Source organism: Acinetobacter sp. NIPH 2699 (genome assembly GCF_022549355.1).
In the GTDB taxonomy this organism is placed as follows: domain Bacteria; phylum Pseudomonadota; class Gammaproteobacteria; order Pseudomonadales; family Moraxellaceae; genus Acinetobacter.
This window is the reverse complement of record NZ_JAKZGL010000009.1, coordinates 96,385-108,829: the sequence shown is the minus strand read 5'-3', so window position 1 is coordinate 108,829 and position 12,445 is coordinate 96,385. Positions and strand designations below refer to the sequence as shown.

The window sequence follows — 12,445 nt, the reverse complement described above, 5'->3', positions numbered from 1 at the left end:
TATTTCGCAGTTAGCTAGTTTGTTCTTAAATTAATAAGTAAGTAGAAATTTAAATAGTGGCTAATTAAAATTTAAAATAATCAGACAATAAAAAAGGTCGCCTAAGCGACCTTTTTGTATTTTTCATTATTAAGCAGATTTAACTGCATTTAATAATTCATTTTGACGATCTTTAAGTGCTTGAGGTAAACGATCACCAAGTTTAGTAAATAACTCAGTGTGGCTTTCAAGTTCTTTGATCCATTGGTCTTTATCTTGAGCAGTAACCGTATTGAATTGCTCTTTAGAGAAATCAATACCTTCCCAGTTCAATTGCTCATAAGTTGGAACAAGACCGATTGGCGTTTCAGTTGCTTCAGCACGACCTTCACAACGATCAATGATCCATTCAAGAACACGCATGTTTTGACCGAAACCAGGCCATACAAAGTTGCCTTCAGCATCACGACGGAACCAGTTTACATTGAAGATTTTTGGTAATTTATTACCAGCAGCTTCAGCTTTAGTACCGACTTCCTGACCAAGCTGTAACCAGTGACCGAAGTAATCAGCCATGTTATAACCAGCAAATGGAAGCATCGCAAACGGGTCACGACGAACAATACCTTGTTGACCAACAGCAGCAGCAGTTGTTTCAGAACCCATAGTTGCAGCTTTATAAACGCCATCAACCCAGTCAAAAGCTTCTGATACTAAAGGCACTGTGTCCGCACGGCGACCACCGAAGATAAATGCTGAAATTGGTACGCCTGCTGGATTTTCCCAGTCAGCATCAATCGAAGGGCATTGACCAGCAGAAACGGTAAAGCGTGAGTTTGGATGTGCAGCTTTTTCGCCTTCAACGTACGGTTGACCTTTCCAAGTGACCAGATTTGCTGGGACTTCTTTGGTTAGACCTTCCCACCATACTTCACCGTCTTGAGTCACTGCAACGTTGGTATAAATGACATCTTTATGCATCGTTGCAATACAGTTCGGGTTGGTTTTGGTATTTGTACCTGGTGCAACACCGAAGAAACCAGCTTCTGGGTTGATTGCATATAAGCGACCATCTTCACCTGGTTTGATCCATGCGATATCGTCACCTACAGTTTCAATCTTCCAGCCTTCATAGCCTGCTGGTGGAATCAACATTGCAAAGTTTGTTTTACCACATGCAGAAGGGAATGCCGCTGCGATGTAATGTTTTTCACCTTGTGGGTTGGTCACGCCTAAAATCAGCATGTGCTCAGCTAACCAGCCTTGTTCACGGCCCATGACAGATGCAATACGTAATGCCAAGCATTTTTTACCTAGTAATGCATTACCGCCGTAACCTGAACCATAAGACCAGATTTCACGTGTTTCTGGATAATGTACGATATATTTTTCAGGGTTACATGGCCAAACAACATCTTTTTCGCCATCTTTTAATGGTGCAGCAACAGTGTGTACGCATGGGATAAACTCGCCGTCAGTACCCAATACGTCATAAACTGCTTTACCCATACGTGCCATTTTAGTCATGCTGACTGCAACGTAAGGTGAATCTGTTAATTCGATACCAATGTGTGCAATGTGGCTACCTAAAGGACCCATTGAGAAAGGAACCACATACATGGTACGGCCTTCCATTGCACCATCAAATAATCCATTTAATTTTGTGCGCATTTCCGCAGGTGCAACCCAGTTATTTGTTGCGCCAGCATCTTCTTTGTTTGCAGAGCAGATATAAGTGCGGTCTTCAACACGAGCAACATCAGAAGGATCAGAATTTGCAAGATACGAACCAGGATGTTTTTCTTGGTTAAGTTTTTGCATGGTGCCGTTAGCGATCATCAAGTCGATCAGACGTTGATATTCTTCTTCGCTTCCGTCACACCATTCAATTTTTGCTGGTTTAGTTAATTTTGCAATTTCTTCCACCCATGCAATAAGCTTAGGGTGACGAACGAATTCTGGTGCGTTCACTTGGGTCATGGTGATGCCTTTTTAAAGTGTGTACGACGTACAATTCTATTCATTGGGATACAATGAAAATAGATGAAGTAAAAAAAGTGGCTGTATTAAAGCATAAAATCGAAAAAAAAATAAGAGCCAAGAATGTTATCTCGTGTTAATTAAAACCTGTTGCTATCTATCTAAGTGATTGTTTTTGATCGGTTGAATGTTTTTTTAATGCAGTATATGTTTTATTTATAGGTGTTATTTTTATTAAAAATGCCAATAAATAACAATATCTTACTGTTTATGCTTTTCTTGAGAATTATTATTGATAAAATGAATTATGCTCATTCAAAATTTACATAAACAAGCTTTCATTTGTTGCTTTTGTACACAAAAATACAGCTAATAACAGCCTTAAGTTTGATCTTTATGAGCCTAGATTTGCGTCCACTCTCTATTATATATAATCAAAAATCAGGATTTCATGCTGCACAACAAGATGAAGAATATGAACGTCTCATGACATTTTGGACGCAATATGGTTTTGAAATTCAGGTCTTTGAATTAAATCAATCCGTTGATTTTGATGAAATGATGTCAGCCGTTTTAGCGAGACATCAACAAGCCGATGCTCGGGGCGTGGTCATCGCTGCCGGTGGAGACGGGACTCTAAATGCGGTTGCAAAGTGCTTGATGCATACGGATATCCCTATGGGAATTATACCGCTAGGCACATTTAATTATGTGGCTCGGGCGCTCAATATTCCGATAGATGTTCAGCAAGCCGCGGAAGTCATTGCAACTGGAATGATCCATGATGTGCATGTGGCAACCATAAATGATCAAATTTATTTGAATAATGCCAGCCTAGGTTTGTATCCATTATTTATTAAGAAACGTGAGTTATACAATCAACGCTTCGGACGATTTCCTTTGCATGCGTATACGTCGGGCTTAGATGTGCTGTTACGCGAACATAGATCTTTAAAATTGGCTGTCACGGTCGATGGACAAAAACATCCAGTAAGCACACCGTTGATTTTCTTTGGTAATAATCAACTGCAACTCAGTGACTTGAAGCTCAGAATTGCGGATTGTGCTGCCAATGGCAAACTGGCTGGGGTTGTGGTTGCGAAAAGTGATCGGTTTAGCTTATTAAAAATGTTGTGGAAGTTAATTCAAGGAAAAATTGATCAAGCGTCTGACGTATATACCTTCTGTGCTGAGCAGATACAGGTGGGTTGTAAAAAGACAAATATAACGGTAGCAGTAGATGGAGAATTAAGGGAAATGCAAACGCCATTAAACTTCGCTGTTAAAAAATCGGCTCTAAAAGTGATGGTTCCAAATGTTGTTACATCTGTCTGATCTACATTTTGGTACTGAGCGTGCAGAGTGTATGCGCGCAATACAATTGTTTTGTGAGCAACATCATCCTGAAGCGATTGTGGTAAGTGGCGATTTGACGCAACGGGCTCGTTTTAAGCAGTTTTATGCGTGTCGTCAATTTTTAGATGCTTTGTCGATTCCTTATCTGGTTGTACCGGGTAATCATGACATTCCTTTGTATCATGTCTGGAATCGCTTTTTTTCGCCTTTTTTACGTTATCAAATATTTTTTGGTAACATGGAACAAAGCTTAGAAACAGAGCATTTCTATATTGTTGGCTTGAATAGTATTCGCAGGCGCTACCATACGCGAGGGCATATTTCCGCGCAGCAAATTCATGAAACATACGATAAACTCAAACAAGCCCCAGCGAATAAAATTAAATTGGTGGTGTTTCATCAACCTTTTTACATCGCGCCTGATGAACATCATGATAAAGATTGCCCTGTACTTGGTCAGATTGCTTTAGAGCAATGGGGGCACACGGGATTGTTTGGACTGTTACATGGACATTTACATCAGGCAGCGGTCTATGATCTCACCCAAGTCTATCAACTGAATATTGAGCATCCCGTTTACGATATTCACGCAGGCACAGCGATTTCCAATCGTTTGCATCATGATGCAAGCAATAGTTTTAATGTGATTTTAGCCAATGGCACGATTGAGCATTATTGGTTTGATGAACAAAAAAAACAGTTCGAAAAGCATGAAAAAGCGATCAATTTGAATCGCAATGACGATGATGTCTGAAAAAGCACCAAAAAGTAGATTTTTTTTTATTTTCCCCCTTGAAGCCTTTTTTTTTAACCCCACAAAAGTGGCATATCAAAATTTTGTTTATTGCTACTGGAGTAGCAGTACAAATTAATCAAAAAGACTAAGTCTGATGGAGTTAATTATGAGCAACATTCGTCCATTACATGATCGTGTTGTGATTCGTCGCGTAGAAGAAGAAACCAAAACTGCTGGTGGTATTTTATTGCCAGGTTCTGCTGCTGAAAAACCATTACAAGGTGAAGTGATTGCAGTTGGTAACGGTCAAGTCACAGATAACGGCGTACGTGCTTTGGATGTCAAAGTTGGTGACAAAGTATTGTTTGGTGCATATGCAGGTACCACAGTTAAAGTGAGTGGTGAAGAACTCTTGATTATGAAAGAGTCAGATATCTTAGCTGTGCTAGAAGGCTAATCGACACATAACTCACAAATTATCAGATACAGTATTTTAAAGATTCGGAGTTTAATATGTCAGCTAAAGACGTAAAATTTGGTGATTCAGCTCGCTCAAAAATGATTGCAGGCGTAAATATTCTTGCAGACGCAGTAAAAGTAACGCTAGGCCCTAAAGGTCGTAACGTTGTGATCGATCGTTCTTTCGGTGCGCCGCACATCACTAAAGATGGTGTGACTGTTGCGAAAGAAATTTCATTGAAAGATAAGTTTGAAAACATGGGTGCTCAGCTTGTTCGTGAAGTTTCAAGCAAAACCAATGACATCGCTGGTGACGGTACAACAACTGCAACTGTACTTGCCCAAGCAATTTTAAATGAAGGGATCAAATCTGTAACCGCAGGTATGAACCCAATGGATTTGAAGCGTGGTATCGACATCGCAGTGAAAACTGTAGTTGAAAATATCCGTGCCAATGCAAAACCTGCTGATGATTTCAAAGCAATTGAACAAGTGGGTTCAATCTCTGCGAACTCTGATACAACAGTTGGTAAGTTGATTGCGCAAGCAATGGAAAAAGTAGGTAAAGAAGGCGTTATCACTGTAGAAGAAGGTTCTGGCTTCGAAGACGCTTTAGATGTTGTAGAAGGTATGCAGTTTGATCGTGGTTATATCTCACCATATTTCGCGAACAAACAAGAGACTTTAACGGCTGAACTTGAAAACCCATTCATTCTTCTTGTTGATAAAAAAATCAGCAACATCCGTGAATTGATCACTGTATTGGAAGCGGTTGCTAAAACAGGTAAGCCACTTTTAATTATCGCTGAAGATGTTGAAGGCGAAGCGCTTGCTACACTTGTTGTAAACAACATGCGCGGTATCATCAAAGTATGTGCGGTTAAAGCGCCTGGCTTTGGTGACCGTCGTAAAGCAATGCTTCAAGACATCGCGATCTTAACGGGCGCGACTGTGATTTCTGAAGAAGTGGGTATGTCTTTAGAACAAGCTTCTCTTCAAGACTTAGGTACTGCGCATAAAATCACTGTATCTAAAGAAAATACTGTGATCGTTGATGGTGCTGGTAATGCAGCTCAAATCTCTGAACGTGTGCAACAAATCCGTGGTCAAATCGAAGAGTCTAGCTCTGAATATGACAAAGAAAAACTTCAAGAACGCGTTGCTAAATTAGCAGGTGGTGTTGCCGTCATTAAAATCGGTGCTGCGACTGAAGTTGCAATGAAAGAGAAAAAAGACCGCGTAGATGACGCACTTCATGCAACACGTGCTGCTGTTGAAGAGGGTGTTGTTGCGGGTGGTGGTGTTGCGCTAGTACGTGCTGTCAATGCTCTTGAAAATCTGAAAGGTGCAAATGACGATCAAACAGCGGGGATCAATATCTTACGTCGTGCGATTGAAGCGCCACTTCGTCAAATCGTTGCGAACTCAGGTGATGAGCCATCGGTTGTCATCAATGCAGTAAAAGCAGGTGAAGGTAACTTTGGTTATAACGCTGCAACTGGCGAATATGGCGACATGTTAGAAATGGGTATTCTTGACCCTGCTAAAGTAACGCGTTCTGCACTTGAGCACGCAGCTTCTGTTGCTGGTTTGATGTTAACAACAGAATGTATGATTACTGATCTTCCTGAAGATAAACCATCTGCTCCTGATATGGGTGGTATGGGTGGTATGGGCGGCATGATGTAAGGCATTACATCTCGTCTAAATTAAAAAAGTCCGTATCCAATGCCAGTCAGTTTAATTGACTGGCATTTTTATTTGATTAGAAAAAATGCAGTGATATCTCCATTTGGTGATGTTGAATCTTAAATACAGATGATAAATTGAATTTTTTCTAAATTTAGATGATCGGGGAGTTATATGAGATATCTTTCAAGGGTTTTAGTTGTATTGGTGGGGATTGCTTTAACAGCCTGTCAAGCAACATTAGGTGTTCATGAGCGGAAAGCTCCTACAATATCGCAATCACTTAATTTGAATATTACTAAAGAACAGCCTTTAGAAATCTATTTTCAAAAATTATCCAGTCACAGTTATGTAAATGCTGACATTAGAGCATGGGAAGCCACACAATTATTTTCTTCAGTCAAACGTACAAACTTAGATCAGCCATCTACTCATGGATACTTTTTAAGAGTGGCTTGTCAACAAGATCGTTGGAGTGAGGATTATGGATTTCTTACAGGTTTTTTATGGTTAATCACCGCAGGAACATTCCCTGCAAATGATGAAACTTCGGAAGAAAGCTGTAAGCTCACGATGTATGAAAATGGGATGCAGATTGCATCAACAACTGCTTATTTGGATTATCGAATCGTGAGCAATGGTTGGCTCGTTATACCGTATCTTTTTGCAAGTAAAAGTATGAATGAAACCCATGCGCAGACCTCAGCTAATATCCGGGTCCGTAAAGTAATGTCTGTTTTAACGCAGGGAGCTCCATAATGTCTCGTCATTTGATGATAATGATCATATTTATGGGACTTGTGGGATGTACAAGTAATACATCTCCGCCTCCCATTCCTCAATTTACTTTACAAAATAAGCAAAAAGATGTAGATGGCTATTATAAATACGCAACGTATTGGTTTAGGGGGCAACTCAAAGATGGTATTCCCCATGGTAAAGGAAGCTGTCGTACGCTCTATTTAACAGAATTGGGTAAATCTGAATGGATCAATAGTTCTTGTGAATTTAAAGCTGGTCAACGTGTAGATGACTGGCATAAGCAACGTCTAGAGCGCAGCTTAGCGTTGACGAATGCAGAGCGACAAAATGAGTTACGTGTAGAAAGTGAAAGAAAAGCACGTGAAATACAACAGCGACGCGAAGCAGCGGCTGAAAGACAAGCAAATCAACAGATGTGGGCAAATGCTACACTTCATGGTTTAAATACTTTGAATAGTACAATGCAACAAGCTGAAAATGACCGTATTCGTTTTAATGCTCGTATCTCTAAGACGATAAGTAATGCTCAGCAACAACGACAGCATATGGAGCAAGTAAATCAAACAAGGAGTACTTCGTCTAATGCATTTTCTTCACAAAAAAGTAGCAGTATTGATAAATCAAAAGAAGGTGTGAAAAAAGATGAACAAGAGCTTTTGAAGAAACAAGAACAACAGCGCAAACAAGAGGCTGAACAGAAACAGCAGGCTTTAGTCAAAAAACAGGAGGAAGAAAAACGCCAAAAAGAGCTTGAGCGTAAAAAACAGGAAGACTTAAGATTAGCCGCAGAAGCTCAGAAAAAACAGCAGGCGGAAAATTATAATCGTGCTATTCGAGCAGGAACACGAGTTGGGGCAATCAGTTGTCACGGTGGAAAAAGTACACGTATTGTAGGAGTACTTGGCAAAGCACAACGCCCTAAACATGTCTATAATGCTTGTAGGTTACAGGAAGTACGCTATCGTTGTCCTTCCGAGTCAAATTGGCGACATACCTCTAGGTCTGGTTGGTTATTGAACAATGCCTGTATCGGCGTAGGGGATGATGTGACTGTCAATGTCAGTTGTCCAGCTGAGCAATTGATTGTTCAGGCAACACGCTTTAGTTGTGATGTAAAATAATTATACTAATTTTCACCTAAACCAGAATATCTACAAATGATAAATCATGGTTTTAATTTTGTTTTAAATGACATTTTATGTCAGATTCTTCCTCTCTCATCAGCCACCTTATTATGATCTAGATAGTATGGTGGCTTTATTTATTGGATTTTTATTTTAAACACTCTTAGAGTTGTGTTGTATATTCCACATTTTTTTGACTTTCCACCAAATATCCTACATTCTCTAAAATAACAAAAAGTAATAATCTTATTGAAAAGATAAGAGATTTAATTTTTATGGTGGGGATATGGTAGAACAGGAAAGTAAACTGATCGGTATGATCTATGATGCCGCATTGGATGAAACACGATGGTCGGATGTGTTAGCGGAGCTTGTGGTGTATACGGAAAGCAAGACAGCGATTTTTGTATCTCTTGATCAACTTAATCCTGAGTATGATTTTGTTTATAGCCATCAAATTCCAGAAGTGGGTTTAGCCGCTTATCAGGATGAGCGTGTCAAAGTGATTGATATGCGACTGCATACACCATTATGGCAAGAAGTCGGGGTGGGTGGAGTTATTAATATGGATTTAAGTGGCTATGCCTCGATGCCACAAAGTTCAGATGAGTTTATTTTCTATGATAAATGTTTAAAACCTACTGAGGTTTACTATATTACAGCAGTTTTATTGGATGCTGGACAGTATCGTTGGGGAGTATTGGGGGTACATCGAGCAGTATCTAAATATAATCAACGAGAGCTTGATATATTGAGACGTATAGGTACACATCTACGTCGCGCATTGCAGATCCATCGTCAACTATCTCTCGTGAAACAGAAAAATCAAGATTTATATAGATTACTGAATTGTTTGAAAATCGGGATGGTTTTGCTTGATCAAAACGCACAGTTAATCTATTCCAATCAACAAGCTCAAAAAATTATTGAAAAATCGAAATTAATTCAAATTGATCAGTTTAATCGGATTAAAATATTGAAAGAATTCCAGATGGAATTAAATCAATATATACAAAGTGCATTATTCTATGATCAACTTCAATCGGATTTAAGTCAATTAGAGGCTTCATCTATAGGTGGAGTATTGGCATTAATAGATAAACAATCCGAACAAAAACTGATGTTAAGTGTAGTCCCTTTTGCAAAAATTTTATATCAAACAAAAGCTGGCGAACAAATTTTTCGGAAAGCAGCTATTTTTATCACTGAAACAAATCAATATATTGAACTAGCAGCAGTATATTTAAAACAAGCATATATGCTTTCTAACAGAGAAGTACAAATTTGTGAATTGTTTGTTAATGGTTATAACTTAGAAGAAATTGCAGAGCAAAGAGGTTTAACTTTAAATTCGGTACGAACTTATTTTAAACAGATTTATGCTAAAACTGCGTGTAAAACACAGGCTGAATTGATGAAACTCCTTATGAGTACAACTGTGGTTTTCGAGCATATTGCTTAAATTCCCCGGTCCGATTTTAAGTCGGCTGGGGGATATTGTTATTGTAAACGGTCAATTGTAAAAGTTGTTTCACCATGAGGTGTAAAGGAGAGTTTATCAATCTCAACTTTAAATGATAGCGTTTGATTACTTTCTCCGTCAGATAACCCTGCACATTGATTAGTCTCTACGGTTATGTCATTAATTATCAAGTTAGTATTATTTATGGTGTATTTGTAAGTAAAAAACACCTGACCTCCATGTGGTGCTATCCATGTACCGAGGCGACTGTTTTCTTGGCTGTCTCGCATTGACTTTCGATATTGTACCTCCATCAGAAAATGATTAGAAAAATGACAATATCCCCAAATGGGGATGTTGTGTAAAAAAATAATCTTCTAACCTCAATATATAAGTGAAGAAAATAAGCACATAACAAATAATTTTCTTCCTTTTCTTTCTGCTTCATGAAAATTCGTGATGAGGCTATCCAAATATAGCGTAGTGCAAGAGGAAGACAGATGCATTATATCTTTAAAATAGTTTGGAATAAGGTTCTTGGAGGTCGTATTGTCACATTGAACATAGCGAAAAGCAGTACGGGGTCAACAGTAAGTAAAAAAGGAGAGTGTCAGCAATGTTAAAGAAATCTTGTACCGTAATGAGTTTATCTGCTCTGATATCGATGGGCATTCTTCTGAGTGCATGTGGCGGTGGCGGAAGTAGTAGCGAAGGAAATAACAATGCTGGAGGTAATCCTCAGCCCTCGCTAGATATTGCAAAACAACGCACGATCAGCAAAGACGACCTTGTATTTACTGTACTGCCAAGTCTCAGGGAAAATAATGTTTATACTTCATATGAAATCATGACTTTAAATTTTCCAAATATTCAGCCGTATTATCAGTTAAATGTGAAAGTGAATGGTCAAATTGTAGAGTACAGTTTAGAAGATCAAAACTTATATATCTTGCTCCCTGAACTTGGTGTTGGACAACATCAAGTAGAAGTTCAAGTGGACGATCAGCGTATTACACATCAATTTGAAATTGGTCAACATATGACCGCGATTGCCAATGCTGATCAATTTCTTCAAGATTATTTCAATGAGCTTTACTTGCAGCTAGAGAATCCTGAAGAAGGGTCAAGCCTTGAAGACGAAGCACAACGTCAAGAGTGGCTTATGTTATTCTCTCATGTAGAACTGGCATTAAGTGAAATGACAGCATCGAATAAACAAAAGCTGGCACAAGTTTTACAGGCTAATCAGTACAATGAAGTTCAACAAGCCATGCAAATGCGAACATTTAGTGCATTGAATGATGAATGTTCCTCTTTGATCTGGACTACGGCCAATATTAAACCCGCTGTAGGTGCAGCGATGTTTGGGATTGGTTGGATGATGTTAAAAGGTGATCCCACAACGGGGATTGTTCTGATGGTTGCTGGTGGCGCAGTTCTATATAAGAAAAAGAACCAAGTAGTCAAGTTGATGGCAGATATTATAGAACATTGTGAAATTGGTAAAACCTTTAGGGCGTTTGAACAAGATTTTGATGCTATTTCAAATCGTAGAATGACAACCAGTAGTTTTCGGGTAGTATCAGATGTATCTCTAGCACGTAATGCAGATATTTTATTTACCCATAATGTGGCAGATTTTAGAAAAGCACAGCTTAAATTGAAACTAAGTGATCAGGTACCTGATGTCTTAATCTCATCTTTCCAAAGTATTTTGACGGGGATGAAGAAGATTCAAACACTGTTAAAAAATGATTATTATAGCAATATACCAAAGCAAATTCGACAATTTGGGCGCTACATTGATCTTGATTTAAATCGACAAGATTTCACTGTGACAACTAATCATCCGAACATTGTTGGTGATGTGATGGAATCAAGTGCTGGGCTGAATTTTAAATTTACCTATAAGGAAAACAATACAGCGAAAAAGCCTGAAAATAGCCCGATTCCTTTTAGTTTTACAATTGTTGACCGTAAAGATAATGTCAGTTTTGGTTCAATTGATGCCAAGTTGAATGTTGAATTACCAAATGCATATAGCCAAGGCTTTAGCTTGCTTAATAACAATACATTGAGTCAGTTTTTAGATGCTGAAAACTTTAGTTCGATTCAACTGATAGAACTACCTAAACATGGCAAACTGAGTTTGAATAGTGTCACTGGTGAATTTAGCTATTCACCAGATGCTTTTAAAATGGTTGATGATCACTTCATCTATATTGCTAAAAATGATTTTGGTGAATCTAAGCCTGCACGGGTGAGTATCAAAATTGAATCAGATTGTCGTATTATAGATACGAGTTTGAATCGCAATTCGTATAATTTGAATTGTTATTGGCCAAACACTAATATCATGCGCTATACTGAGAATTTAACGTTGTCTCCTTTATCATTTAATTCAGCGGAAAAATATACTTATGGCGTCGATTTAAATACATCTCGTGGTTCAGGAAAGACTGTTCAAGCGGCGACATCTTCGATGTCTTATCAAACAAATAAAGAAGGTACTATGTCGATGTCATATATTTTTGATGATGGAAAAGTAGAAACCATTAGTTTCGATCACTCAGGTAACATGAGTCAGCGCACCTGTTTTTATTCAAATGATCAAGATACCTTGCTTACTATTTATCGGCCTGCTGCGAACCCTGAAGCTGAGCGAATTAATAAGATAGAAGGGAAAAACTTATGTGGTCAACAAAGTGCAGTCCTCGTTGCGCAGTCAACGATTAAAAATTCAATGCTATACAAATGGGTTGTTCAGCAGGGACGTATTCATTAAATCCCTTTAACACTATATTTAAAAATGCCCAACACTTGGGCATTTTTTGCTTCATAGTAATTTAGAATAGTGACTACAAATTTATTAAAAAACTTGGACGTTCAAAATAATAC

General features: G+C 38.5%; 10 protein-coding genes. 8 read left to right on the top strand and 2 right to left on the bottom strand.

What is annotated here, in order from left to right; all coding sequences use genetic code 11:
• Positions 1-129: 129 nt before the first annotated feature.
• Positions 130-1,959, bottom strand: coding sequence for a phosphoenolpyruvate carboxykinase (GTP) (locus MMP72_RS10540; protein WP_241317063.1), 1,830 nt, complete (start codon positions 1,957-1,959; stop codon positions 130-132).
• 396 nt (positions 1,960-2,355) lie between these two features.
• Between MMP72_RS10540 and MMP72_RS10535 the strand changes: the two genes are divergently transcribed.
• From MMP72_RS10535 to MMP72_RS10505, 7 genes are all read left to right on the top strand, one after another.
• The gene (locus MMP72_RS10535; protein WP_241317061.1) at positions 2,356-3,294 is read left to right on the top strand and encodes a diacylglycerol kinase family protein; all 939 of its coding nucleotides are present in this window, start codon (positions 2,356-2,358) and stop codon (positions 3,292-3,294) included.
• A complete protein-coding gene (locus tag MMP72_RS10530; protein WP_241317059.1) occupies positions 3,275-4,069 on the top strand; it encodes a metallophosphoesterase family protein in 795 nt (264 codons plus the stop codon). The genes MMP72_RS10535 and MMP72_RS10530 overlap by 20 nt, the downstream gene beginning before the upstream one ends.
• Before the next feature lie 148 nt (positions 4,070-4,217).
• Positions 4,218-4,508: a co-chaperone GroES gene (locus tag MMP72_RS10525; protein WP_241317057.1), complete on the top strand. Its 291-nt coding sequence runs from the start codon at positions 4,218-4,220 to the stop codon at positions 4,506-4,508.
• A gap of 56 nt (positions 4,509-4,564) precedes the next feature.
• Complete coding sequence (groL, locus tag MMP72_RS10520; RefSeq protein WP_241317055.1) at positions 4,565-6,199, top strand: chaperonin GroEL; 1,635 nt, start codon at positions 4,565-4,567, stop codon at positions 6,197-6,199.
• 174 nt (positions 6,200-6,373) lie between these two features.
• Positions 6,374-6,958: a hypothetical protein gene (locus MMP72_RS10515; RefSeq protein ID WP_241317053.1), complete on the top strand. Its 585-nt coding sequence runs from the start codon at positions 6,374-6,376 to the stop codon at positions 6,956-6,958.
• Positions 6,958-8,082 (top strand): hypothetical protein, encoded by a 1,125-nt coding sequence (locus MMP72_RS10510; protein WP_241317051.1) that lies wholly within the window; start codon positions 6,958-6,960, stop codon positions 8,080-8,082. Before MMP72_RS10515 ends, MMP72_RS10510 begins: the two co-directional genes overlap by 1 nt.
• Positions 8,083-8,371: 289 nt before the next feature.
• Complete coding sequence (locus MMP72_RS10505; RefSeq protein ID WP_241317049.1) at positions 8,372-9,547, top strand: helix-turn-helix transcriptional regulator; 1,176 nt, start codon at positions 8,372-8,374, stop codon at positions 9,545-9,547.
• 38 nt (positions 9,548-9,585) lie between these two features.
• On the opposite strand, the gene MMP72_RS10500 is transcribed toward MMP72_RS10505, so the two are convergent.
• Positions 9,586-9,837, bottom strand: coding sequence for a hypothetical protein (locus MMP72_RS10500; RefSeq protein WP_241317047.1), 252 nt, complete (start codon positions 9,835-9,837; stop codon positions 9,586-9,588).
• 326 nt (positions 9,838-10,163) lie between these two features.
• Here MMP72_RS10500 and MMP72_RS10495 point away from each other — a divergent pair, with 326 nt between their 5' ends.
• A complete protein-coding gene (locus tag MMP72_RS10495; protein ID WP_241317045.1) occupies positions 10,164-12,332 on the top strand; it encodes a hypothetical protein in 2,169 nt (722 codons plus the stop codon).
• Positions 12,333-12,445 lie beyond the last annotated feature (113 nt).

Bases quoted from the DNA above. Each gene is read 5' to 3' on its own strand.
- MMP72_RS10530 (WP_241317059.1), top strand. From the start codon at position 3,275: ATGTTGTTACATCTGTCTGATCTACATTTTGGTACTGAGCGTGCAGAG.
- MMP72_RS10535 (WP_241317061.1), top strand. From the start codon at position 2,356: ATGAGCCTAGATTTGCGTCCACTCTCTATTATATATAATCAAAAATCA.
- groL (WP_241317055.1), top strand. From the start codon at position 4,565: ATGTCAGCTAAAGACGTAAAATTTGGTGATTCAGCTCGCTCAAAAATG.
- MMP72_RS10540 (WP_241317063.1), bottom strand. From the start codon at position 1,959: ATGACCCAAGTGAACGCACCAGAATTCGTTCGTCACCCTAAGCTTATT.
- MMP72_RS10495 (WP_241317045.1), top strand. From the start codon at position 10,164: ATGTTAAAGAAATCTTGTACCGTAATGAGTTTATCTGCTCTGATATCG.
- MMP72_RS10510 (WP_241317051.1), top strand. From the start codon at position 6,958: ATGTCTCGTCATTTGATGATAATGATCATATTTATGGGACTTGTGGGA.
- MMP72_RS10505 (WP_241317049.1), top strand. From the start codon at position 8,372: ATGGTAGAACAGGAAAGTAAACTGATCGGTATGATCTATGATGCCGCA.
- MMP72_RS10500 (WP_241317047.1), bottom strand. From the start codon at position 9,837: ATGCGAGACAGCCAAGAAAACAGTCGCCTCGGTACATGGATAGCACCA.
- MMP72_RS10525 (WP_241317057.1), top strand. From the start codon at position 4,218: ATGAGCAACATTCGTCCATTACATGATCGTGTTGTGATTCGTCGCGTA.
- MMP72_RS10515 (WP_241317053.1), top strand. From the start codon at position 6,374: ATGAGATATCTTTCAAGGGTTTTAGTTGTATTGGTGGGGATTGCTTTA.